This is a genomic window from Epilithonimonas lactis (assembly GCF_900110605.1).
Lineage (GTDB): Bacteria > Bacteroidota > Bacteroidia > Flavobacteriales > Weeksellaceae > Epilithonimonas > Epilithonimonas lactis.
The window spans coordinates 533,481-559,015 of record NZ_FOFI01000002.1; the positions used below are offsets into that span (position 1 = coordinate 533,481).

Sequence of the window (25,535 nt, forward strand, 5' to 3'; positions counted from 1 at the left end):
CGATGAAAATTGTAAAAATTTCAAGCTTATTGTTAGCTGGTCTGGGAATTACGGCTTGCGTAACCAATCCTGTTACAGGACGCTCTTCTCTACAAATCGCCAACAACAGCGAAATTGCAACTGCCGCTGCAACTGAGTACAGAACAACGCTTTCCAGTGCGAAAGTAGTGACTGGAACTGCAGATGCAAATAGAGTGAAAAACGTAGGTGCAAAAATCAAAAATGCAGCTTACGCCTATTATAAAAGTATTGGTAGAGAGTCCGCATTGTCAGGATATAATTGGGAATTCAATCTGATTCAAGATAAACAGTTGAACGCTTGGTGTATGCCAGGCGGAAAGGTGGCTTTCTACACGGGAATCATGCCGATCTGTAAAGATGATAACGGCGTTGCTGTGGTAATGGGACACGAGGTTTCTCACGCTTTGGCAGGACACGGAAACGAAAGGATCTCACAAGCCATGATAGCACAATATGGCGGAAGTTTGATCGGTGGATCGATGTCCAACAGCCAATGGGCTGGAATCTTTGAAAAAGTATATCCAGTAGGTGCGCAAGTTGGATTGCTGGCTTATGGTAGAAAACAGGAATCTGAGGCAGACGAAATGGGACTTCAATTGATGGCGATGGCAGGCTATGACCCAAGAAGTGCTACTTCGTTCTGGCAAAGGATGGAAGCATCTTCCACAGGAACAAGACAACCGGAATTCCTATCTACGCACCCGAATCCTCAGAACAGAATTGCCGACCTGAATGCCGATATGCCAAAAGCATTGGAATATTACAAAGCAGCAGGAGGTAAACTTTAATTTTTTTATTTAAATTTATATAATCAAAACATAAAAGATGAAAAGTTTAATCGTAATCGGTGTTATCTTATTGGGACTTGGCGCATTGCTATTTTATCTTAATGATATGGCAATTGACCTTAGAGTGATCTATGGCGCACTTTCCGGAATTGGAATTGGATTGATCATAGGCGGATTGGTCGGCTATGTCAGCAAAGGTAATGCAGTGAAAGAAGCTCATTTGAGAAATGAGTTCAAGCAACTTCAGAAAGAAAAGGCGGATTTGGAAAAACAACGTCTTGAAAATAATCTGAACAGCGGAAGTCTTTAATAGTTAAAGACTTCTGATAAATTGTCCAGGCGTCGTCTTGGTATATTTCTTAAAGATCTTATTAAAATAAGTAATATTATTAAAACCTGTAGCATAGCAGCTTTCTGCTATGCTTTTTTCTTGTGACAGCAGAATGCAGGCTTTATCGATCCTGTATCTGTTCACGAATTCTACAAAAGTGATGGACGTTGCTTTTTTGAAAAAATTACAGAAAGCCGGTTTTGTCAAATTAGCAAGATCAGCCGCTTGTTGAATATCAACTTCGTTTTGATAGCCATTCTCAACATAGGTAAAAACAGCTTCCAGTCTCACCCTGTTTCTGGAGACAATGGTGTAAGGCATTATTTCGGTATTCAAGAGCTCATAATCCTCCGTTTTGGAAAGTTCAAACAAAAGATCCAAAAGCAATAGATATCTCGTGTAGCCTTCTGCTTTGGTGATCAATTCTAATTTGGGAATGATTTTTTTTTTGACTTCGGATGAAAAGAGAACACCGTATCGGGACATCTCTAGGAGTTTTTTGATAGAGTTGCTGTCCACCTCACCTTCTGGCAACGAAAGAATCTCTTCCTTGAACAAAATTACGATTTCCTCGTGTGGGTCGGTTGCATTGAGACCAAGTCCGGAATGGGGAATATTGGAACCGATCAAAGCCAGTGCGCCATCTTCGAAATGACTTTTGTGGTAGCCCACGTGTCTTGTTCCTTTGCCTTTCAGCACACAAACAATCTCAATTTCAGGATGATAGTGGTATTTCCAATTCAATTCCGAGATTGGAATATCTTTGATGTGCAATACTTTGAAGGAGCTATTCTCGTCGGGAGAAATATGTTCTAGAATTACTTTCATTCCAGTTAATACTTATTTTGCGTAAAAATAAGCAAAACATATTAATATTGTTATGTTTTTTATTATTTGAGTTAAACAAATATTTAATGATTGCCTTTAAATTTGTAAAACAAAATCAAGTTTCTCACAAAGTATTGGTTTTGTGAATTTTTAAGGTCTATATATGAAGAAGGCTGGAAATTAATTTTTCCAGCCTTCTCATATTTTGTAGGTAACGAATTAGTTAAAGTTATAACCGATACCTAATATGAACATACTTGGACGGTTGTCATATCTGATCTCTTGTCCTGCTACGGATGTAAAAATCCTTGTATCCTTTGAGAAAGCTCCTTCGTATCTTGCATTAACCACAAACTTTGAAAGTGTAGCCTGCGCACCAAACTGGTAACCTACAGTGAACTCGTTTCTTGCATTCTCTTTGAAGCTTGCATAAGTCTTGTCTGTACTAAGGTTATAAGAAGCTACAGGACCTACGAATGCAGCCAATTTCCCTAACAAAAAGTTGTGTCCCAATAGAACTGGAACATCAATTCTGTCACTTTTTGCCTCTAACTCTACACCCTCTACCGTATTTTTGTTTTTGAAAGATGTATAGTAGATCTCTGGCATCACAAACCAGCCACCAACTGGTGAACCGATCTTTGCAGCCAAACCTACGTTGAAACCTGAAGTATTGTCTCCTTTGCTATCAATTGCATTGTTGAAAGTCCCTTTCAGGTTGTCCCAACTTGCGGATGATGTATTGAATAATGCATTTGCTCTCACTCCAAATGTTACTTGCGAATAGGCAAATACACTTGCTAATACGCCGATAGTACTAATCAGTTTTTTCATTGTTGTCTTCTGGTTTATCATTAATTAAACTTGTTTGATCATTTTCTAACATAAATTCTCTCAGCTGTTTGAACAGTTCTGATGAATAAACGAAATCTATAAGGTTTTTATTCTTTGCTGTGGTCAGCATATTCTTGTCGCCTTCCCATTCTTTGATCCCTAATCTCAGATACAGGATCTTCTCCCCGATGGTCATCACGGAGTTCATATCGTGGGTATTGATAATGGTGGTCGTGTTGTACTCTCTGGTGATCTCCAACAGAAGGTCATCAATTACGTTTGATGTGTAAGGATCCAATCCGGAATTGGGTTCGTCACAGAATAGATATTTTGGGTTATTGACGATCGCTCTTGCAATGGCTACCCTTTTTTGCATTCCACCAGAGATCTCGGATGGATATTTTTTATTGGCTTTATCCAGGTTTACCCTTCCGATCACTTCCAGAACTTTTCTTTTCTTTTCGCGATAGGTCAAATTGGTAAACATATCCAAAGGGAAACTGATATTCTCTTCCACGGTCATAGAATCGAAAAGTGCACTTCCCTGGAAAACGGTGCCTATCTCTGACCTCAGAACCTGCTTGTCTTCTCTGGACATTGTCATGATATCACGACCGTCAAACAAAATGCTTCCGCTGGATGGTTCATAAACATTCAACAGTGACTTCAGAAAAACCGTTTTTCCAGATCCACTTTGTCCGATGATGAGATTCACTTTTCCTGTTTCGAAAGAAGTGGTAATCCCTTTCAAAACCTCAACTTCATTATTGAAACTTTTTCTTAATTCTTTTACTTCTATCATTAGCTGAGAAACATCTGGGTTAATAGTAAATTCATGATGATAACGGCTATCATGGTCCAAACCACGGCTTGTGTACTAGCACGTCCTACTTCCAAAGAACCACCTTTCACGTTATACCCAAAATAGGCTGGAATGGTTGCAATTAGAAAAGCAAAAGCTGCGGTTTTCAAAAAGGCGTACCAGATGAAATAAGTTGGCATGTACATTTGGATCCCTGTGATATAATCTGCTTTGGTCCAGCTTCCTGTAGCTGCACCAGCAAAGTATCCACCAAGGATTCCCATGACAATACTGATCGCGATCAATATCGGATTGAAAACCACACTGGCAACAATCTTTGGTAATATCAGAAAATTCGCAGAGTTGACACCCATGATGTCCAAAGCATCGATTTGCTCTGTCACTCGCATAGTTCCAATACTTGAGGCGATATATGAGCCTACTTTTCCAGCAAGGATCACGGAAATGATCGTTGGTGAAAATTCCAAGATCAAAACCACTTTGGTCGCATAACCTACAAAACTGTTAGGAATCGGAAATGATGAAGCATTGAAGTTGTTGAACATCTGGATCGCTACAACCGCACCTACGAAAAATGAGGTGAAGAGTACCAGACCGAATGAGTTGACCCCAAGGTCATAAAACTCTCTTGCCAAGAGTTTGAGATATACATTCCGCTTTTGAGGCTTGCTGAGCGCTTTTCCCAGCAATATAAAATATTCTCCTATGGATGTGAATAGTCCTTTTAACATAAAACAAAATTAGTTTTTTTCTAATAAATATCAGCGTGCATTTTTATCACCCACGATGATCAAAAATACGGTCTTGAGAATGATCACAATATCCATGCTAAAACTCCAATTTCTCACATAAAAAGAATCTGCCAGTATTCTTTTCTTCATTCCGATCTTCATATCGCCTTCGTCGCCGCGCAATCCACTTACTTGTGCTAATCCCGTGATTCCTGGTTTCACCATGCTTCTAAGGCTGTATCTGCTGATCTTTGGCTTATAAAAATCATCCACCAAAAGCATATGTGGTCTTGGTCCAACGATCGTCATGTCGCCCTTCAAAACATTAATGAATTGTGGAAGCTCATCCATACTGGTCTTTCTGAGGAATTTCCCAATTCTGGTGATCCTGTCGTCATTGACTTCTGTGGTTCTTTCCGAACTTCCAGTGTTGGACTTCATTGTTCTGAATTTCAGGCAATTAAAAACCTCATCATGATAACCATATCTTTTTTGGATAAAGAAAATCGAGCCTTTGGGATCATTAAGTTTGATCAATAAAATAATGATCGGGAAAAGCCAAGAGCAAATCCCAACCAAAACAATGACCGAAAATACTAGGTCGAAAACCCTTTTGATTGTAAGATTCGTGAAAAAATCCAGTGGATATTTTGCCTGAGACAAAATTGGAACCGTCTCTACATAGTTGAACTCATATTCAAAAAAATGATTCTGAATGATATTGGGAACAAGCGAGATCCTTACCTTATTAAGTTCCGCCTGATGGAAAAGAATGTTCTCAAATGATTTCTCCAAACAATGCTCCGATGGAAGAAAAATGGTGTGGATTCCATTGTCTTTCCAAAACTTGATGATCTTTGTAATCTCGTACGCATCGTTGTAATCATAGATCTTGTAACCGTAATCTTTCCTCTGGCGCACAATGTCTTTCAGAATATCCGAAGAAGCACTCTCGCCCAGGAACATGACATTTCTGTGGTTGATCCCAATGGTCCGAATATATTTCAATAGGAAGAAAATGAAACTTTTTATCGGTAGTACCACCAATAAGAGAATGCCTGCCAAATAGAAACGTTCGGTCTTCAAGAAGTCATTGTTGCTGACTTTTCCCATCATCACAACGCCTATGAAAAAGAAAAAAACGTGGATAAGGATCCTTTCCAAAAATATCGTGTACGTCACGTTTCTTGGAATATGGTACAATTTGGTCCTACCACTGAGGAGAAGCCAAAAAAAGCAAAGAAGTAAGATCGACAAAAGATTTTGTTCTACAGTCTCAGAATCATACTTCACTTCAAAATTCCTAAAATAATAAAAACAAAAGACCGCCGCTACCAGAACCATATCAAGTAGGATGACAAATGTTTTGAAATATCTAGAATATCGAAGTCTTTGCATAAGCTAAATTTAAGGAATATTCAAATATTTGTGCGTTTGGATAGAAGACCTCCATCTTGGATTTTCCAAAATGAAATCTGTGATCTTCGGATACATCGCATCGCGCTTGCTCCACTCACTTTGAAGGTAAAGTTCACAGTTTGCATTCACCTTGTTGCCTTGTTCTTCAGCAAATTTAAAATCATTTTGATTAAAGATGATCATCTTCAATTCGCTTGCAACATTATAGATATCTGCTAACGGAAGTCCAGTTTTCTTTGGTGAAAGTGTGATCCAGTCCAGATGTCCGCTCATCGGATAAGCTCCGGAAGTTTCGATATGGATCGTGCAACCCAATTCTTTCAGCTTCGAAGTTAGAATATCGAGGTTCCACATCAATGGTTCGCCGCCAGTCAAAACTATGGTCTTGCAAAGTTTCGCCGCTGTCTCCGCAATCTCTTCCGTATTCATCAACGGATGAAGTGTCGGGTCCCAACTTTCTTTGACATCGCACCAATGGCAGCCGACATCGCATCCGCCCAAGCGAATGAAATAGGCCGCTTTCCCAGCATGGAATCCTTCTCCCTGAATAGTGTAAAAATGCTCCATCACTGGGAGCATTCTACCTTCTTTTAATAATATGTCTTCTTGTTCTTTAGTCATTATCCTCTCCCTAAATCCCTCTCCAACAGGAGAGGGACTTTTCAGTTTCTCCGTAGGTAGGATTACATTTTTTATAAATTAGTCATTGTAGACAGACGTTTTGTATGCAATGATGGTGTTCTTCATCAGCATTGCACGCGTCATTGGTCCTACTCCACCGGGAACAGGCGTTATCCAATCTGCTTTTTCTGCGCAGCTGTCAAAATCTACATCACCAGCAAGATGATAGCCTTTTTCGGACGCATCTTCTACGCGGGTGATACCAACATCTACGATCACAGCGCCTTTTTTGATCATATCTCCTTTCAGGAAATTAGGATCGCCCAAAGCTGTGATCACAATATCTGCCTTCTTTGTATATTCTTCTATTTTCTCTGTGTAAGAGTGTGTAAGCGTCACGGTAGAGTTTCCTGGAAAATCTTTTCTTCCCATCAGGATGCTCATTGGCTTCCCTACGATGCGGCTTCTTCCGATGATCACACAGTCTTTACCTTTTGTTTCGATGTTATATCTTTCCAATAAGGTCAAAATTCCAAATGGTGTAGCTGGTAGAAAAGTGTCCATTTCCAAAGCCATTTTCCCGAAATTCTCCGGATGGAAACCATCCACGTCTTTTCTCGGGTCGATGGCCATAATGATCTTTTCCTGGTCGATCTGCTTTGGCAACGGCAACTGAACGATGAATCCGTCAACTGCTTTTGATTTATTAAGCTCATCAATTTTCTCCAATAATTCAGATTCTGAAACCGTGCTTGGAAATTTAATCAATGAAGATTGGAATCCAACTTCCTCACAATCTTTCACTTTGCTGTTCACATAAGCTTTGCTTGCGCCATTGTTTCCAACCAAGATCGCTACCAAATGTGGTGCTCTTCTATTGTTGGCGAGGATCCTTTCAACTTCCTCTTTGATTTCAGCTTTTACCTCTTTTGAGACTTTGAGTCCATCTAGAATTTGTGCCATTTTACTTTTCTTTTTACTTTTTAATTAGATTTTTATTAATAAAAGAAACTTCATCAAAGGTTTCCGAAATTCCAAAAATAATGAAACCTTTCTCTTTCAATATTTTTAGAACCCTCAATGTTCTTTCTTTACCATTTTCAAAAAAACGATCATGAAACTCTATTAAGATCTGACCGATGACCAAGTCCGATTTTACAATGTTTTCCAACACATCATATTCCGAACCTTCGATGTCCATTTTCAGAATATCAATTTTTTGATGTCCAAGAAAATGAGCTGTATCGTCCAATGTTTTCAACTGAACATCGATTCCGTTTTCGAGATCGATATTACTTTGTTCCACAACACTTCCGGAAACAAAATCCGGATTCTTCGGGAAATAGAATGTCGCCAGTCCAGTCTTATCACTGATTCCAAAATCATAGAATCTGAACTTGTCTGGCAGAATTTGCTCAGAGATCCATTTCACTGACTTTGGTGTCGGGTCGAAACCGTAAACCTTCGCATTATATTTTTTGATGATCTCTGTATCAAAAGAAACATCTTCTCCAATCCCGAATGAATAAACCACCGAGTTTTCATCAACAAAATCTGTCGCCACGAAAAAACCGCCATAGTCATTGCCAAACCATTTTTTGGAAATGCTGATCTCCTTTTTCAAATGCCCGGTCTCTCCGCTGAAGATCAACTTAAAATAATTGATCTTCCTCTTGATTTTATCTTTGAATTCCCGACTCAGCATCAATTATTTATTTCCTTTGTAATAATTGATTAAGCCGTTTGTAGAGCTGTCGTGCGTTTCCACATTTCCTTCTGCTTCCAATTCTGGAAGGATCTTTCCAGCCAATACTTTTCCTAATTCGACACCAAACTGGTCAAAACTAAACACATTCCAGATCGCCCCTTGAACGAAGATCTTGTGCTCGTACAAAGCAATCAATTGCCCTAATGTGAACGGCGTCAATTCCTTAAATAAGAAAGAATTGGTTGGTGTGTTTCCTGCAAAAACTTTATAAGGTAAAAGGAATTCTGTTTCTTCTTCAGATTTTCCAGATGATTTTAATTCATTGAAAACCTCATCTTCCGTTTTCCCGAAAGCCAAAGCTTCTGTCTGCGCGAAATAATTCGCCAATAAAATATCCTGATGTTCTCCAACTTCATTCACAGATTTTGCATAAGCGATAAAATCTGCCGGAATCAATTCCGTTCCTTGATGAATCAATTGATAAAAGGCGTGCTGACCGTTGGTTCCAGGTTCTCCCCAGATGATCGGGCCGGTTTCGTACTCCACAAATTCGCCATTTCTGTCCACCGATTTTCCGTTGCTTTCCATATCACCTTGCTGAAGATATGCGGCGAAACGGTCAAGATATTGAGAGTAAGGCAAAATCGCATAAGTTCCAGCGGCGAAGAAGTTACGGTACCAAATTCCTAAAAGTCCCATCAAAACTGGAACATTGTTTTCTAATTCCGCAGTTTGGAAATGAACGTCTGTATCATGAGCACCTCTCAACAATTGTTCGAAGTTTTCATAGCCCACGGCCAAAACAATGCTCAATCCAATCGCACTCCAAAGTGAGTAACGACCGCCAACCCAATCCCAGAATTCGAAGATATTCTCTACCGCAATTCCGAACGCTTTAACCGACTGAATATTAGTTGATAAAGCTACAAAATGTTTTGCAACATCCGCTTCAGTTGCGCCAGATTTTAGGAACCAATCTTTTGCAGATTTGGCATTCGTCATGGTTTCCTGAGTTGTAAATGTTTTGGAAGCAATGATGAATAAAGTAGTTTCCGGATTAAGATCTTTCACCACCTCAGCCATGTGATTGCCATCAACATTGGAAACGAAATGAACGTTCAATCTTGTTTTGAAATGCTTCAACGCAGAACAAACCATCACGGGTCCAAGGTCTGAACCTCCGATTCCGACGTTCACAACATCCGTGATCTCCTTTCCTGTAAAACCTTTGTGAGAACCAGAAATGATGCTTTCCGAAAAAGCTTTCATATGATCCAAAACCTTTTTGATTCCAGGTTTGATATTTTCACCATCCACCAAAATCTCTTTATCAGAAAAATCTCTCAAAGCTGTGTGGAGCACTGCTCTGCCTTCCGTTTCATTGATCTTGTCTCCCGCAAACATACTTTTGATCGCCGATTGCAATTCGGTTTCTTTTGCTAGATCAAGCAACAATTCGATGGTTCTGGAATCTGCCAAGTTTTTGGAATAATCAAAAAGATAATTTTCTGTCTCCAATGAAAATTCCTTGAAACGGTTTTCGTTGTACTGGAACAGCGTTCTCAGTTCGAAATCGTTGTTTGCAAAGTGGTCATTAAGAGCTTTCCAGGAGGAAGTTTGAAGCGGATTTATTTTTGGTAACATTCTTTTTAAAGTTTAAATTTAAATCGATCTTACAGAGAATGCCGTAAGACCTGCAAATTTAAGAAAAATTAGCCACTTGATTTGGTTTGTTTTTACAACTTATAAATCCATGAAAGAGGAATATTAAAATTACTGATTAGAAGCGTTTTTTCCATTTCCATTTTTTGTCAGAATTTTCAAAACATCTCATGAATACGTTTATCCTTGATATCAAAAAATTCATTGATGTGATCCCAGGCGTCCAACATTTTTTTTAAAAATCCAAAACCTGACAAAAGCCCAGCAATGGCAGGGGCCATATATTGACTAACACCAAGATAGAGCAATACCAACATGCATACGACCATTCCTACATTGTAGATCAGAACATCTTTGAGTTTAAAAAATAGGGCAATGTTTCTTTGGGCTAAATAAGGGATCAACGCTAAAGCATTGAGCATTACCAAAACAAATGAAGATAGAATGATCTTATCTGAAAATGAAAGTAATTCACCGGAAGAACCTTTGTCAAAAACAAGAAGATTCATCGGAAATGCAACAAAGATAATTGCATACGCAAAAACTCTAAGCATAAAAATTCTAAGCTGTTTTTTTCTATCTGGAGTGTTGGAAGAATTGATAGAGATAAGCTTGATATCGAGATAAATAAGTAATAAAAACATGGTGAGAATAACGCTCCATATTCGATACATCACATTTTTGTCAAAAGAGATTCTAGAATCCGAAAAATACATTTCAAACTGGGCGTGTGGGCTGAATGGTAAAATGTTTTTTTCAAAATGATTCTGAAATGCCCAACTTACAATTGAGTCAACAGAAAACAGTATTCCTATTGAGATGATTAAACATAAAATATTCAGTATCGAGATGTTTTTCATATTATTCTATTTCGTTTTTTATCGAGATGATTGATTTCACATCGCTATTTTACTTCCAAATCTTTATGATTTTGATATGATGGCTTCAACTCTTGAGTTATTTTGATATAGTTTTTGCATTATCTGTAAAATTAATAAAATCTAATCCTTTCTATTAATTTCTTTTGCTCAAAATATGACAATTGTCTTGACAGATCGCCATTGAAACTTTGAAATTAAAACTAACTTTACCATCAAATAAAGATTATGGATGATTTTATGGCTGCCCGTTCGCAGATGGCGATGTCTTTGGGCTTTCACATTATATTTTCCTGCGTTGGGATGGTAATGCCTTTCCTGATGGCATTTTCCCATTACAAATACCTCACGACCAAAGACGAAGTTTACAAAGGACTTACCAAAGCCTGGAGCAAAGGTGTTGCGATTCTTTTCGCAACCGGCGCTGTTTCCGGGACAATGTTGTCTTTTGAACTCGGTCTGCTTTGGCCAAAGTTTATGGAACACGCAGGTCCTATTTTTGGAATGCCGTTCTCATTGGAAGGAACAGCTTTTTTCATTGAAGCCATTGCGATTGGTTTCTTTCTTTATGGATGGGAAAAATTCAACAAATGGTTTCATTGGTTTTGTGGTGTTGTCGTAGGTGTCAGCGGATTAGCTTCAGGAATACTGGTTGTAGCAGCGAATGCGTGGATGAACAGTCCAGCCGGATTTGATTATATTAATGGACAATATCTGAACATCGACCCTATCAAAGCGATGTTCAACGAAGCTTGGTTTCCGCAGGCGTTTCATATGACGGTAGCAGCGTTTGCAGCAACAGGATTTGCCGTTGCAGGGATCCACGCGTTGATGATATTGAAAAAACGAAATATCAGTTTCCACACAAAAGCGTTCAGGATCTCTGCAGGATTTGCCATCTTCGGAGCGTTGCTGGCACCTATCAGTGGTGACGTGGCAGCGAAATCTGTGGCAAAAAGACAACCCATCAAATTGGCAGCCATGGAAGCGCACTTCGAAACCGAAAAAGGTGCAAGTTTCGTGATTGGCGGAATTCCGGATGAAGAAAATGAACAAATAAAATACGCGATCAAAGTTCCGAAAGTCTTGAGTTTCTTGGCCTGGGGCGATTTTGATGCAGAAGTGAAAGGTCTGAAAGATTTCCCGAAAGATGAATGGCCGCCAGTTGCTGTGGTTCATTACGCTTTTCAAATCATGATATTTTTTGGGACTGTGATGATGGGAATCGGTGCACTCTATCTGATCGCCAGTTTTTGGAAGAAACATTGGCTCACGAAATCCTGGTTTTTAAAGATGTTCGTCGTGGCAATTCCATTTGGATATATAGCTTTGGAAGCAGGTTGGACCGTGACAGAAGTTGGAAGACAGCCGTGGATCATCTACGGGATCATGAGAACCATAGACGCTGTGACGCCGATGCCAGGAATCCAATATTCGTTTTATTTTTTCACTTTGGTTTTCCTCTCGTTATCATTAATTATCGTTTTTCTTCTATTAAGACAGATCAAAATGGTTCCGAAGTTGTACGACCCGACCGACCCTAATTATAATCCTAAAACCAAATAAAATGATCTACGTTGTAATTGCATTTCTTTGGGTTTCGATCTGTTTATATCTAATAACTGGCGGCGCCGATTTTGGTGCTGGGATCATCGAATTATTTTCGAGGAAATCGTATCGTGATAAGACCCGATCCATCATGTTGAAATCGATTGCACCAATTTGGGAAGCCAATCATATGTGGCTGATCATCGCAATTGTGATCCTCTTCGTTGGGTTTCCTACAATTTACACCACGGTTTCAACTTATCTTCATATTCCTTTGGTTTTGATGTTGGTGGGAATCATCGCACGGGGAACGGCTTTCACCTTCCGAAATTATGATGCGGTGCACGATAGCTGGCAGAAACTCTATACACAGATCTTCTATTACTCCAGTTTATTGACGCCTTTCTTTTTGGGAATGATTGCCGCTTCAACCATTTCAGGGTCTATAGACACAGAAGCGAAGGACTTTCTAGGACTTTACATTTTCAGTTGGTTTAATTGGTTTGGTGTTTGCGTGGGATTTTTCACGGTTGCACTTTGTGGCTATCTGGCGTCGCTTTTTTCTTTGCATCAGGCCAGATTCAATGAAGATGCTTTGCCTATTATGATCCGGAAGACCAGACAAACAGCCGTTTATGTTGTGATCACTGGTGTATTGGTTTTTATAAGTGCTTACTTTTCTGATATTCCTTTACTAAAATGGATCTTCTCAAAAGCTTTGGGAATCGTTGCGATCACCTTGGCAACCATCAGTTTACTATTTACTAATGATGCTATTAAAAAAAGCAATTTCCTCCTGGCTCGGGTTCTTGGTGGTTTTCAGATCATCATGATCTTGGTGGCAGCTACATATCAACACAATCCGGATATTATTCTTTTCGCCAATGGCAGTTCGCTTTCTTTATTTGATGAAAGTGCAGCGCCGAAAACCATTGCGGCTTTGGGTTGGGCATTACTATTAGGTAGTATTTTCATCCTACCTTTTCTGTTTTACCTTCTATTTTCATTTGGTGAAAAAGAAAATAAAAACTAGAATCCACCGTTTGAAATTATATTTTGAATTAATAATAAAATCTGCCTTTAAAAATCTCATATGGAGAATATGACATGGCAATCGACCTTAAAAAATAAAAATTTGCGTATGAAAAAGATATTTGCATTTGCAGCAATTGGTTTAAGTGTATTAGGCTACTCTCAGGCCTGGACGGGTTCTGGTGATCAGAAAGCACAAGGTGGAATCAACGCATGGGGATTTGGGACCGGGATTGCGGCGAGTTATGATTATGGACTGACGAGTCTGATCTCTGTCGGTGGTGGTGCGAATGTCTATTTTAATGAAGATGAAGACAATCCGTTTGTCTTCGGCCGTGTTGGTTTCCATTTGCAGGAGACTTTGTCTTTGCCTTCGGAGCTTGACATCTATCCTGGTGCGAATGTTGGCGTTGCAGGTCGGAACTTTGGTCTGGCCGTTTACATTGGGGCGCGTTATTTCTTTACAGAAAACTGGGGCGCATTTGTAGAAGCTGGGAACAATGGAAGCTTCGGAGTTTCTTATTCTTTTTAGAACAAAAAATTAATCATCATATCAAAGCATCTGAAATTCAGGTGCTTTTTTTATGACCTGATGCGAAATATCACAGTTTTAGCAGATGATTTTTCTGTTTTTGACCACTGCATTTTGAGAATGCTGATCATTGTATAATTTTTCATCCAAATCTTTACTTTTTTCTCAACAAAACGATATTTTCGATTTTAGCTCCAATTTTCTGTAAACTTTGTTTGAAGAAATGTGACAGAAATCATGCTGTTTTTTTTTGTTCACACAAAACAAATGTTAAAATCTAAAATTTTTATGATTGATTTTCAATTGGTTATGATTAAATGTGTAATAATTGTTAACAAAATATTACGATATCTCAAAAAAGTGTTAATATAGGAAAAACATTTTTTGCTGTTGTGCAATCGATTGCATTAAATAAATAAAATAATCTAAAAAGTCAAGTTATGCCACATGAAAAATTCTCGAGATCGCATCTAGATTTTCGGAAAACTATTGCAGTCTTCTTTTTGTTCTCATCTGCTGTTGCCTTCGCTCAGGAAACAGGGACGAGTGATACGATCAAAGGCTCAGAAAAAAAAATTGAGGAAGTTGTATTGGTCGGATACGGCTCTGTAAAGAAAACCGACGTTACGGGATCTGTAAACACGATTGATTCTAAAACGATTGAGGAAAGAAACACCACAAATCCTTTAGAAGCAATCCAAGGAAGCACGCCTGGGGTGAATATCAGCTCTAATACGGGTAGGTCGGGCGACGGATTCAGTATGGTGATTCGCGGGAACAACTCTTTGATTGGCAGTAGTCCTTTGTATGTTGTGGATGGTGTGCCTATGGACAATATCGATTTTCTTAATCCGAGAGATATTGCCAGAATGGATGTTTTGAAAGATGCTTCGTCTGCAGCAATATATGGATCAAGAGGAGGAAGTGGAGTTGTAATCGTGACAACAAAAAGTGGTTCATCAGCTAGAAGAGGACTTTCTGTACAGTTTGATACATCTTATGGCGTTAAAAACGCAACACGACTGCCAAAGATGATGACTGGAGCTGAATGGTGGAAATTTCATCAAGTTGCCTATATGAGCACTTCTCCGGCGACTCAAACGCCAGAAGCATTAGCCAACTTGTACAGTCTTAGAAGCCCCGTAATGGTTCAAAGGGCAAATGCTGGATATAGTTTTGATTGGTACGATGCAGTCCTGAGACCGGGCGCAATGCAAAACCATTATCTAAATCTCTCTGGAAGATCTGACAATGGGCTAGCATATAATTTGGCGTTCGGAGTTCAAAAAGACGAAGGTTTGATTGATAATGATTCTCAGGAAAAGTACAATTTGAAACTAGGGATCACTCATAAAATCAATGATAAATTTTCAACGGGAGCAAACATTAGTGTTGCAAAAATCACTACGGAACTGGGGAGTGATCTCGCTATGCAAGAAGCTTTCAGGCTTAGTCCATTGATGTCTCCTTGGGCGATAGATGCCAATGGGAACGAACTTGTAGGAACAAGATTTTTCCTTCCAGGCAAGTTAACTTATCCTAATGGAACTTGGGCAATAGATAAAACAAGTACTCCAAACCCACTTAGTGAAATCGCTAATTCTAGTCAAACTGAGAGAGTCTGGCAAGGTATAGCCAATGTGTTTTTTCAATATCAGGCAAAAAAATGGTTATCCTTTAAAACAACATTCGCCACAGGTTTTACTAATACTCAGCTTGGCGCTGCTTATGGAGCAGAAACCAATGCTGGAGTAGCTTTATCAGGTCTTAGATCTTCTTCCATCAGAAGAATGGACAACTTTAACTACACTTGGGACAACCAAATTGACATGAAGCATACCTTCGGAGATGATCACGATTTCAGTTTACTATTGCTACAAAGTCAGTACTATACAGAGAATGTATCATCATACTCGTATTCAAATGGTCAGCCATTTGACACCGGCATCTACAATTTAGGTTCAGGCGTACAGACCAGCTTTCAAATAAACTCAGGTTATGATAAGAAAACCTTAAACTCATTTGCAGGAAGATTGAATTATGCCTACAAAGGCAAGTATTTGTTAACTGCTTCTACAAGATATGATGGTTCTTCCGTGCTTTCCGAAGGTAACAAATGGACCAACTTCCCATCCGTTGCATTAGGTTGGAGAATTAGCAAAGAATCTTTCTTGGAAAATAATAATATTGTCTCTGATTTGAAACTGAGAGCCAGTTTGGGATATACAGGAAACGACAATGTAGATCCTTATACCACGCAAGCCTATCTTAATCAGCAAACTTTCTATGCAAACGGCGCAAATCTAGTGTCCGGATGGCAAACTGAAGCATTGGCGAACAGTAATCTAACCTGGGAGAAGACGCGTGAACTAAATTTCGGTTTAGACTTTGGGTTTTTGAGAAATAGAATCACCGGTACGGTAGATGTGTATGATAGACTTTCTAAAGATCTGATTTATCAGCAACAATTGCCAGCGGAAACGGGCTGGAGATACACCTTCTCTAACGTGGGATCTGTAAGTAACAAAGGGGTTGAAGTTTTATTAACAACTAAAAACATCCAAAGCCAGAAGATATCTTGGGAAACCACATTTACATTCACTAAAAATGTGAACGAGCTGGTTTCTATCTATGGTCAAAATCAGGTAAGCGATATTGGAAATAACTTAATTCTTGGAAGCAGTTTGAATCCAAACTATAATTATGTTTACGATGGAGTTTGGCAGGAAAGCGAAGCCGCAGTAGCCGCAACATTTGGTCAAAATCCAGGAATGGCAAAAATAAAAGATCTAAATGGTGATGGCAAATTTGATGCAAGCGACAGAACTGTCATTGGTAGCTCTGTACCAAAGTGGCAAGGTAGTTTTTACAATAAATTAACATTTGGAAACTTTGACTTTAACTTCTCAGTAATTACTAGCCAAGGACAAACAGTTTACAGTACATTTCATGCCAACTTTGCAAACGTCACCGATAGAGGAAGACAAAAAATCAAAATGGACTACTTCATCCCAACCAACGGCGCAGGGATAGAGGCTAACCCAAATAATCAAAATCCTAGACCAGGACCGCAAGCAACAGGAGCTGGTGCATTCTGGGCTTCTGGAATGGGATACTACAGAGATGCTTCTTTTGTAAAAGTTAAAAACATATCTTTGGGATACACATTCAGCAATAGTTTATTGAGCGATTTGAAAATCAATTCTTTAAGGATTTATGTAAACGTTCTGGATCCATTTGTGTTCACAAAATTTGATGGTTACGATCCAGAATGGGCAGCAGCATCCTTCGGTGTCAACAGACCGGCTTCTATTACGACTCAATTTGGTTTAAGTGCTAAATTCTAAAATATTAAATCTCATGAAAAAATCAATATTCATATTAAGCATCGTTGCAGCATTATTCAGTTCTTGCAATGATTTTATCGAAGAAGACAATTTATCTTTCGTTTCCGCAGATGACACTTACAAAACAGCGGCAGGTTTCCAATTGCTCGTCAATACAAACTACGCATGGCAAAAAGGAATCTACGGCGGCGATCCTTGGTTGTTTGTTTCAGGAACAGATATGTACGCAGAAGGAAGAGCTCCAGAACCGGCAGGACTCAGCCAATATACCCAGCTGATACCAGCGGCAGAAGGCGTAGAACAACTATACACCACTTGCTATCAACTGATACAGTCGGTTAACAAAACGATCTATTATTCTACGGTTACACAGCAGACCGCAAATCTTCCGGCTTTGGTTGGAGAAGCACGATTTTTAAGAGCGAATGCTTATTTCTTGTTGGTTCAAACCTACGGAGGCGTACCTCTTGTAACAGAAAACTTCACTTCGCCTGTTCTTCAATTTGACAGAAACACTGCAGAACAAGTTTATGATTTCATCATCACAGAGTTGGAAGCATCTCTTGCAACTGTTGGAACATCTGCCTATAGCAGCACAGGAAAAGTAAACAAAAGAGCGGTAAATGATCTTTTGGCGAAAGTACATCTAACTAGAGGGTATGAAACATTTGGAAAACCTACAGACTTTGCAACCGCGGCAACCTATGCAGATGCAGCCATTGCTGGACAAGCATTATCGGTTCCTTACGACGAAATATTCAAACCATCAAACAAAGATCTCACCGCTGAAACTATTTTCTCTGTTCAGTACGATCAAAACTCTACTTCCACGTCACCTACTACACTTGGGAATAAACAATTCTATTTCTTTAGTTCCTATTTAGGAGGAGCGGCAGAAACAGGAGCTCCACTTAGGAGTTATAACCTTTGTCCAACCGATTATGCATTGGGTCTTTTTGAAAAAGATGATACCAGATGGAAAGCCACATTCATGACCGAGATATTAGAATTAAAACAAGGTGATAAAACAATCCTGTATTACCCTTACTATCGAAACGCCGGAGATGCGAATTTGAAGGTTCGTCATTTCTATGCGCCGAAATGGTTCACTGCGGCAGACAAAGCAGCTTGGATGACAGATAATGCCTCCAGATTATCTTCGTTATTTGTCTATCATGATTGGGGAACATATTCTGCGGCCTATACATTGATTAAAAACATAGATGCTCAAACAATTCCTGTGAAAAAATTTGATGATCCTAGTCCAACTACTCCTGCAACTACAGGTAATGTAAGCACAAGGGACATCATCACCGCAAGATTGGGAGAAACTTATTTGGTTGCAGCAGAAGCTTATTTGAAAGCTGGAAATCCATCGGTTGGTTTGCAAAGGTTAAATGCCGTGAGAACAAGAGCTGGCGTAACGCCTGCAACCGCCGGAGAATTCAACATCGATTACATCTTGGATGAGAAAGGTAGAGAGATGCTAGGCGAATACACCAGATGGTTTGACCTGAAAAGAACAGGAAAACTAATTGAGCGCACAGTAAAGTACAATTACAAGATCACAAATGCGTCTCAGTTTGCAGGAAATAATGGACAGCTGAAAATTCTAAGACCTATCCCACAACTTGTGATAGACCTTAACCAAAACAAAAACTTCCCGCAGAATCCAGCATACTAATAGCCAGGAAAAATCAAATTATTTCAAAAAAAAGACCGGAGCATTTCCGGTCTTTTTTTATTTCTGATGACTCAATTTAATGAATCTCGATAGGATTGTTGTAACGTATGATCTGACTTTTTACTCGGGTTTCTTCTTCCTTTAGTTTCTTCATTAGTACCGCATCTTTTTCATCAAACATTTGCATCATCTGTCCCATCGGATTGTTACTATATTCCTGCTGGCGTTTCAAGAAAGCTTTCTTTGTGATTTTTTTAGATATCATTCCCTGTTCTTCAAGATAATTGAGCTTGTTGGAATTGATGTTCTGTTTTAGTTTTTTATTGCCTTCCAAATTCCAAATGAAATTTTTTCCAGAATCTTCCAGTTTGATGATCAGACCGGGCAAACCTGAAAATTTATAAGGACCATCTTGAATCGGAATTTCCGAAGTGAACCAAGCCGTCCAACTTCTTCCTCCATAATCTATTGTTGCTTTTTGCACATTGTAAGTTCCTATTTTTTCTTTATCCGATGAGATTTCCCATTTCAAATCTGGATCTTCATCATAGTTGTAATTTTCGGAAACCCCGACAATATCTTTATAATTAAGATTTCCTGATTTCAATTTAATGATCCTAAAACCAAGATGCGGAGGATTAGCAAACTTTGACATGTCAAAACTAGAACCTAATTCTTTTTGTTTTTTGATGCTGGCTGCTAACAAAGAGTCATACTGTAGTTGCTTATAAGGCAAAAAAACCGACTCGTCCTTTGCAACATCCAAGACCATCATTTCCTTCTCTGTCTTTACAGAATCTTTGTTTGGCTTATAGGTCAATTCATAATAAAACCGATGGACTTGCGCATTCACAGAAGTTAAAATTAATAGCGAGGCTATGGTTAAAAGTTTCTTCATCGTTTATTTTAATTTAAGATTCTTATTCTGTGGCGGGAGCGGAACGTAGCCGTTATCATTGATGACTTTCGGGAACTCGTGGTTTTCCCATCTGGTTTTGGATGCCTCGATCTTTTCTTTTTCTGAGGAAACAAAGTTCCAGTAGATATTCCTAGGTTCTGGAAATGGCTCGCCTCCGAAGATGTAAACCGTAGAATCTGGCTTCAAAATGAAATGACAAAGTTTGGCATCTTTCGCGATGAGGATGTGCTTCGGATTGTAAAGATTGCCTTCACTCTCGATGTTGCCTTCCAAAATATAAAGCGACGATTCCCCGAAAAGATAATCTCCCAAAACAATCTCTTTATCTTGCACAGAGGTATTTTTCACTTCAAGAAAATAAAGTGGTGAATAAGCAGGAACCGGAGATTTGCGTCCCAGAATCTCACCTGCGATCAGTTTGTATTCCACTTCGTTGTCTTTCCAATGAGGAATATCTTCCTTGTTGATGTGAAAAAACTCCGGCTCCATATCTTCAAGTTCTTTTGGCAAAGCGACCCAGATCTGCAATCCGTGAAGGTTTTTATCGGTAGTTCTGAGATATTCTGGCGTTCTCTCAGAATGTGCAACACCTTTTCCGGCGGTCATCCAGTTCACGGCACCTTCCTTAATTTCAATTTCTGTCCCGATGGAGTCTCTGTGCATAATACTGCCTTCGAACAGGAAAGTCAAAGTGGAAAGTCCGATGTGCGGATGCGGTGGAACATCCAGATTTTCATAATCCTTGAGTGCCGCTGGTCCCATATGATCGATGAAAACAAACGGACCAACACTTCTTTTCTGAGAAAACGGCAACAATCTTCCCACCAGGAAATTCCCAATATCGGCAGCGCGTTCCTCTATGATCATTTGAATATTTGACATAATTTCTATTTTATTTTAAGATTTAAAATTACTGAATAATAATTAATACGCACACACTAATTATTCACCGGATCTCTCGCAGCCCGACTTGAACGGAAATCCTTTTTTGCGTCATCTCAAGTTCTATTTCAAATGAAATCGTCTGCAAAAAAGATTGGGAGTGGAAGGCGGATAAAGCTGCCATAAAAAATAAAAACTAGCTATTCGACGAATGTCAAAAGCTGCCCAAATAAAATCAATGAAACATAGTTAAAAAATGACTTTATGACCCGTATTTTACATTGGTATACTTTCTGACTAATTGATTACCTTTGACAACTTATAATTTTAAAACATATTAATGGAATTAGCATTAAAGATATTTCAGTTTATCCTGAGCATTTCTATCCTTGTAACACTACACGAAATCGGGCACTTCCTGCCAGCGAAATGGTTCAAAACCAAAGTAGACAAATTCTTTTTATTCTTTGACCCGTATTTTTCCATTTTCGCCATGAAAAAAATCAATGGAAAATGGCAATACAGATTCTTTTCTAAAAACGATCCTACTGAAGAAGAAGTTGAAATAGACGGTAAAAAAGTCCTTCAGCCTATCGATGTTTCAAGTCTTCCGGATTCGGACTGGAGAAAGCACGAAGGTGTGAAATACGGAATCGGCTGGCTTCCATTCGGAGGTTATGTGAAAATCGCCGGAATGGTGGATGAAAGTATGGACACCGAACAATTGAAAAAACCAGCACAACCTTGGGAGTTCCGCGCAAAACCGGCGTGGCAACGATTAATCATCATGCTTGGTGGTGTGACCGTCAATTTCTTTTTGGCTTGGGCGATTTATTCTTCGCTTTCTTATTTCAATGGCGAAACATATCACGATAATGCAAAGTTCGAAAATGGGATTGCGGTTTCTGAACCAGCAAAATTATTAGGTTTCAAAACTGGTGATAAAATTCTAAAAATTGACGGCAAACCAGAAGAAAGATTGGAAGACAGTTTTCTTGATATCTTATTGAGTAATGAAATAACTGTTCTGAGAGAAGGGAAAGAAGTGAGTTTCGCTCCAAATGAGGATGGTATTGCACATATTTTGGGTGCTAATGAAGCGAAGGCTTACATTACGCCAAGATTCCCAGCTGTAGTTGACAGTCTTGCTCCAAATATGCCCGCCATAAAAGCAGGATTGAAAAGCGGCGATAAAATAGTTGGCATCAATGGACAAAAGATTGCATTCTATGACCAGCTGGGAGACATTCTTACCACAAACAAAGGTGGAAAAGTTTCTTTGGAAGTTGTTAGAAACAACCAACCTTTGACCATCACTTCTGATGTAACCAAAGACGGAAAAATAGGTTTTGCACCAGATCTGAAACTCGCTCAGACTTATCTTAATAAAAGTGAGGTCGTAAAAAGCTATACTTTCCTAGAAGCGATTCCAAGAGGTTTTGACAGAAGTATTGCTTCTTTGACAAAGCAAGTGAAGCAATTCAAACTTATCTTCCACAAAAAGATACAAGGTTATAAAAAAGTTGGAGGTCCGATTGCGATTGTAAACAATATGCACGTTGACAAAAGCAAAGACGGAAGCTTATCTATCAATTGGGAGTTTTTCTGGAGCTTTACGGCCATGTTCTCTGTTTGGTTGGCGTTCCTTAATTTAATCCCGATTCCAGGCTTGGATGGCGGTCATGTCTTGTTTACCTTGTGGGAAATCATCACAAGAAAACCAGTGCCGCAGAAGATTTTGGAAAATGCACAAATGGTAGGCGTTATTTTCTTATTAGGGCTTATGGCGTTAATATTTGGAAATGACATAGTTAAGCTGATAGTGCAAGCTATAGGCTAAAAAAATTAAAAAAACTTTCAAAAAAAGTTTTGGAGTTTTTAAAAAAGTTTCTATATTTGCACACGCTTAAAGCAAAAAGAAACATTCCTCTTTAGCTCAGTTGGTTAGAGCATCTGACTGTTAATCAGAGGGTCGCTGGTTCGAGCCCAGCAAGAGGAGCAAAACCATCACAGAAATGTGGTGGTTTTTTGTTTTTATATGTACTGTATTGGGTTTGTCTTGATTCTATGGCATTTCTGAATTTCTTCTAATTTCCATATTTCCAACATTTCTGAGAAATTGAGGTTACCTTTTAGGTTACCCATTTTATTTTTCAGGTTACCCATTCAAACCCCCATTAATACAATGAAACTATCAATACTATTCCTTTTGAGAAGGAACAAGATTAACAGTAGAGGTCTTTGTCCTATTGAATGTAGAATAACATTAGATAAACAAAGAAAGCCTTTCTCTACAGGAATCTTCATCAACCCAAAGAATTGGGACAGTAATAAACAGCTTACAAGACCTCCTAATGAAGAGAATAACAACACCAACAACCAACTAAGCCTGATTAAGAATAAAATTAATCAGGCTTTTTTATTTCTACAAGTCAAGGATGAGCCTTTTGATGCAAGTGATATTTACAACCAGTATGCAGGCAAGACAACGACCAAAGAGTATGCTTTGATTGAGTATTACAAGATTTACTTAGACAGGCTTCAAAAGCTTGTAGGACTGGAGATAAAGCAGGCTACTTGGAATAAGTTCAACTACATCAAAGAAGATGTTTCTGAGTTTATAAAATCTCATTACAAGAAACCAGATGTCAAGCTAAAGAATTTAGACTTCAATTTTATTTCTGAGTTTGAGTATTACTGTAAGACAGAGTTAAAACACAAGCAAATCACTATTAACAAATCCTTACAGAGACTAAAAAAGGTAATCAAACAATCTGTAATCAATGGTTATTTAGATAAGAATCCTTTTGAGGAACATAGTCCAAAGAAAGTGTACAGTAAGATTGTATTTCTTACCCAAGAAGAACTGGATAGGTTAGAAAATCACACCTTTCAATCTGACCCTCTGAATAGAGTTAAGGATTGTTACATATTCTGCTGTTATACAGGATTAGCCTACAGGGAAATGTTTGAATTAAGAAAAGATGATTTGATAACAAAGCCTGATGGTATAACTTGGATATATCAAAAAAGAGAAAAGACAGAAAGAAATTTTTCTGTACCTCTTATATTACCAAAGGCTTTACAAATAATAAGTAAGTATAATTCTGACAGTCCTTTTGTCTTACCAAGAATTAGTAATCAATCTTTTAATAGACTACTAAAGGAAATAGCATTTACTCTGGAAATATCAAAGAATCTAACCCATCACACTGCAAGGAAAACATTTGCATCTACAGTCCTGCTTAATAATGATATTCCAATAGAAGTGGTTTCTAAGCTTTTGGGTCATTCCAAGATATCTACTACACAGGAATATTATGCAGAGTTGATGCCTGAAAAGTTAAGTGAAAACCTGAATAAGCTTAAAAATAGATTAAAATAAAAAAAGTGGGTTTATACCCACTTTTCAATTTTAAAATTTGGCTCAATTCCAATACAGGCTTTTAAACTTTTAGCCATTTCATTCATTACATACTCAACATTTTCTTCTGTTGTAATTATAGAATCGTGAAGAGTATACATTCTAACATCCGTATTTTCACTATGAATTTTCTTACAAGTCTTATTTAAGACTATCTCTGCCTCAAGATTTTGAAGAACTACAGCTAAAACAGAATGATCTAATTTTTTTACATACTTCATTACTTTGTAAACATTTGGAAATGACCTTTCAAAGATTTTTATAGACTTTGAATATTTTATAGCTTTATTCTTGCTAAATAAAGATGCAAAAGTAATATCTTTTACACAAGCCTTTAAGTCAGTTCCTGTAAGAGAGTTATCAAGTTCTCCATTTTCTTTAAGTAATGCTCCAAATTCTCCATAAAATTTTCCAGAAGAAACAATTTTTTTGTATTGCAGAACATCTTCCTCTTGAGATATACTTTCTATCAAAACTCCTAACATAATAGTATTAAGTTCTGGCTGAATTCTGTCGAGTTTCTCACTCATATTACATCTATCAAACACTTCCTTATCTAGGAGGCATTGTAGTAGAAAAGGTTGTGAATTAGAAATATCAATACTGTGAAGTATTTTTCCTTTTAATGTTAAAAATTTTCTTAACTCTGATTTTAGCTGAGTAATATAAGTATGTAATCTACCTGCTGTATTGTCAACAAAAAAGAGTGGAACTTCTTTAGTATGAAGCTTTGCAATAGGTAAAAGTCTGCTATTATACCTCAATTCAGGATATTTGACAAGAAGACTTTTGTCCTTTCTATATTCTCTTTTCAAATATTTTGTAGCCCCCCTTATATCAACATCAAGCTCACTAAACCACTTCCTTAAAAACAATAATTCTTGTGTTTGTCCTTTGTTATAATTCTTTCTTAAGTATGTTATGTTTTTGATTAATGTCCACGAAGTAATTACAATAGGCTTTTGATATAATGTTTGTCCATAAGCTTCAGTAAATCTCAACCCTCCACATTTTATGTCAGGAATGTATTTTTTATCTTCTTTAACAACATTTTGTTCTACTAAATACTTAATGTAAGCTCTATAATCCTTAATTGTGCTTCCTAAAATCTTTTTGCTAATAGGAGTAAACCCAGAATATTCTTCAATATTTTTCTTTTTTCTTGAAGGAAGAGTATAAATGAGATTAAGAATATACACAAACCTATCTCTACAATAGTTGAATTGAGGAGGGTTTTCCTGTAAAATTTGGTCTATATCCAAATTTTCTGGCAAGTGGAAAGTTAGTTTATCAATAAATGGGTAGCCACCCTTAGTTTTTACTGCAAGTGATGCTTCTGCACTTGGGCTACTTTGTGAATTAAAGTGAACTGCTGAAGCATTGTTCACTTTTAATGGTACATCCATTACCCCTTCTCTTGAAGGAGCTGTGCCTTTGAGGTGCTAATCTCAAGAGGTGCTTTGTATCAAAGCAAGTGGAAAATATAAATTTTTACAAAATTACAATTTTAAAATCAAAAATCA

Annotated in this window: 22 protein-coding genes and 1 tRNA gene; 10 read left to right on the forward strand and 13 right to left on the reverse strand. The window is 38.1% G+C overall.

The features are described 5' to 3' along the window. Positions 1 to 2: 2 nt before the first annotated feature. The gene (locus BMW39_RS07705; RefSeq protein WP_034973567.1) at positions 3 to 809 is read left to right on the forward strand and encodes a M48 family metallopeptidase; all 807 of its coding nucleotides are present in this window, start codon (positions 3 to 5) and stop codon (positions 807 to 809) included. 37 nt (positions 810 to 846) lie between these two features. Beyond that, positions 847 to 1,119: a hypothetical protein gene (locus tag BMW39_RS07710; protein WP_034973569.1), complete on the forward strand. Its 273-nt coding sequence runs from the start codon at positions 847 to 849 to the stop codon at positions 1,117 to 1,119. A 3-nt stretch (positions 1,120 to 1,122) separates the two neighbouring features. Here the strand turns inward: BMW39_RS07710 and BMW39_RS07715 are convergent, their stop codons facing one another. From BMW39_RS07715 to BMW39_RS07760, 10 genes are all read right to left on the reverse strand, one after another. Continuing rightward, positions 1,123 to 1,968, reverse strand: coding sequence for an AraC family transcriptional regulator (locus BMW39_RS07715; RefSeq protein WP_034973570.1), 846 nt, complete (start codon positions 1,966 to 1,968; stop codon positions 1,123 to 1,125). Between the two features lie 219 nt (positions 1,969 to 2,187). Beyond that, positions 2,188 to 2,802, reverse strand: a complete 615-nt coding sequence (locus tag BMW39_RS07720) for a porin family protein (protein WP_034973571.1) — start codon at positions 2,800 to 2,802, stop codon at positions 2,188 to 2,190. Beyond that, positions 2,786 to 3,604: an ABC transporter ATP-binding protein gene (locus BMW39_RS07725; protein WP_034973572.1), complete on the reverse strand. Its 819-nt coding sequence runs from the start codon at positions 3,602 to 3,604 to the stop codon at positions 2,786 to 2,788. The genes BMW39_RS07720 and BMW39_RS07725 overlap by 17 nt, the downstream gene beginning before the upstream one ends. After that, positions 3,604 to 4,356: an MlaE family ABC transporter permease gene (locus BMW39_RS07730; RefSeq protein ID WP_034973573.1), complete on the reverse strand. Its 753-nt coding sequence runs from the start codon at positions 4,354 to 4,356 to the stop codon at positions 3,604 to 3,606. Before BMW39_RS07730 ends, BMW39_RS07725 begins: the two co-directional genes overlap by 1 nt. 30 nt (positions 4,357 to 4,386) lie before the next feature. Further along, a complete protein-coding gene (locus BMW39_RS07735) occupies positions 4,387 to 5,754 on the reverse strand; it encodes an exopolysaccharide biosynthesis polyprenyl glycosylphosphotransferase (RefSeq protein ID WP_034973575.1) in 1,368 nt (455 codons plus the stop codon). A gap of 9 nt (positions 5,755 to 5,763) precedes the next feature. Further along, positions 5,764 to 6,396: a 7-carboxy-7-deazaguanine synthase QueE gene (locus tag BMW39_RS07740; RefSeq protein WP_034973577.1), complete on the reverse strand. Its 633-nt coding sequence runs from the start codon at positions 6,394 to 6,396 to the stop codon at positions 5,764 to 5,766. A gap of 78 nt (positions 6,397 to 6,474) precedes the next feature. Then, positions 6,475 to 7,359 carry a bifunctional 5,10-methylenetetrahydrofolate dehydrogenase/5,10-methenyltetrahydrofolate cyclohydrolase gene (locus BMW39_RS07745; RefSeq protein ID WP_034973579.1) on the reverse strand — a complete coding sequence of 295 codons (885 nt, stop codon included), beginning with the start codon at positions 7,357 to 7,359 and terminating at the stop codon, positions 6,475 to 6,477. Between the two features lie 13 nt (positions 7,360 to 7,372). After that, positions 7,373 to 8,101 (reverse strand): FkbM family methyltransferase, encoded by a 729-nt coding sequence (locus tag BMW39_RS07750; RefSeq protein ID WP_034973581.1) that lies wholly within the window; start codon positions 8,099 to 8,101, stop codon positions 7,373 to 7,375. Between the two features lie 3 nt (positions 8,102 to 8,104). Next, positions 8,105 to 9,748 carry a glucose-6-phosphate isomerase gene (pgi, locus tag BMW39_RS07755; RefSeq protein WP_034973583.1) on the reverse strand — a complete coding sequence of 548 codons (1,644 nt, stop codon included), beginning with the start codon at positions 9,746 to 9,748 and terminating at the stop codon, positions 8,105 to 8,107. Between the two features lie 176 nt (positions 9,749 to 9,924). Next, positions 9,925 to 10,626: a hypothetical protein gene (locus tag BMW39_RS07760; RefSeq protein WP_131474275.1), complete on the reverse strand. Its 702-nt coding sequence runs from the start codon at positions 10,624 to 10,626 to the stop codon at positions 9,925 to 9,927. A gap of 246 nt (positions 10,627 to 10,872) precedes the next feature. On the opposite strand from BMW39_RS07760, the gene BMW39_RS07765 reads away from it, so the two are divergent. The 5 genes from BMW39_RS07765 (at position 10,873) to BMW39_RS07785 (ending at position 18,787) form a co-directional block, all read left to right on the forward strand. Next, positions 10,873 to 12,210, forward strand: a complete 1,338-nt coding sequence (locus BMW39_RS07765) for a cytochrome ubiquinol oxidase subunit I (protein ID WP_034973587.1) — start codon at positions 10,873 to 10,875, stop codon at positions 12,208 to 12,210. A gap of 1 nt (position 12,211) precedes the next feature. After that, on the forward strand, positions 12,212 to 13,225 hold the full coding sequence (locus BMW39_RS07770; RefSeq protein WP_034973589.1) for a cytochrome d ubiquinol oxidase subunit II: 1,014 nt from the start codon (positions 12,212 to 12,214) through the stop codon (positions 13,223 to 13,225). A gap of 108 nt (positions 13,226 to 13,333) precedes the next feature. Next, on the forward strand, positions 13,334 to 13,756 hold the full coding sequence (locus tag BMW39_RS07775) for a DUF6646 family protein (protein ID WP_034974257.1): 423 nt from the start codon (positions 13,334 to 13,336) through the stop codon (positions 13,754 to 13,756). 440 nt (positions 13,757 to 14,196) lie between these two features. Next, complete coding sequence (locus BMW39_RS07780) at positions 14,197 to 17,103, forward strand: SusC/RagA family TonB-linked outer membrane protein (protein ID WP_083391905.1); 2,907 nt, start codon at positions 14,197 to 14,199, stop codon at positions 17,101 to 17,103. Positions 17,104 to 17,116: 13 nt separating this feature from the next. Beyond that, complete coding sequence (locus tag BMW39_RS07785) at positions 17,117 to 18,787, forward strand: RagB/SusD family nutrient uptake outer membrane protein (RefSeq protein WP_034973591.1); 1,671 nt, start codon at positions 17,117 to 17,119, stop codon at positions 18,785 to 18,787. 76 nt (positions 18,788 to 18,863) lie between these two features. On the opposite strand, the gene BMW39_RS07790 is transcribed toward BMW39_RS07785, so the two are convergent. Further along, positions 18,864 to 19,685 (reverse strand): GLPGLI family protein, encoded by an 822-nt coding sequence (locus tag BMW39_RS07790; RefSeq protein WP_051879833.1) that lies wholly within the window; start codon positions 19,683 to 19,685, stop codon positions 18,864 to 18,866. Positions 19,686 to 19,688: 3 nt separating this feature from the next. Continuing rightward, positions 19,689 to 20,588, reverse strand: a complete 900-nt coding sequence (locus tag BMW39_RS07795; protein ID WP_034973592.1) for a pirin family protein — start codon at positions 20,586 to 20,588, stop codon at positions 19,689 to 19,691. A 340-nt stretch (positions 20,589 to 20,928) separates the two neighbouring features. Between BMW39_RS07795 and rseP the strand changes: the two genes are divergently transcribed. From rseP to BMW39_RS07810, 3 genes are all read left to right on the forward strand, one after another. Further along, positions 20,929 to 22,428, forward strand: a complete 1,500-nt coding sequence (rseP, locus tag BMW39_RS07800) for an RIP metalloprotease RseP (RefSeq protein WP_034973593.1) — start codon at positions 20,929 to 20,931, stop codon at positions 22,426 to 22,428. Positions 22,429 to 22,513: 85 nt separating this feature from the next. Continuing rightward, positions 22,514 to 22,587, forward strand: a tRNA-Asn gene (locus tag BMW39_RS07805). Between the two features lie 186 nt (positions 22,588 to 22,773). Next, the gene (locus BMW39_RS07810) at positions 22,774 to 23,973 is read left to right on the forward strand and encodes a site-specific integrase (protein ID WP_245750463.1); all 1,200 of its coding nucleotides are present in this window, start codon (positions 22,774 to 22,776) and stop codon (positions 23,971 to 23,973) included. 11 nt (positions 23,974 to 23,984) lie between these two features. On the opposite strand, the gene BMW39_RS07815 is transcribed toward BMW39_RS07810, so the two are convergent. Further along, positions 23,985 to 25,418 (reverse strand): hypothetical protein, encoded by a 1,434-nt coding sequence (locus BMW39_RS07815; protein ID WP_034973594.1) that lies wholly within the window; start codon positions 25,416 to 25,418, stop codon positions 23,985 to 23,987. Positions 25,419 to 25,535 lie beyond the last annotated feature (117 nt).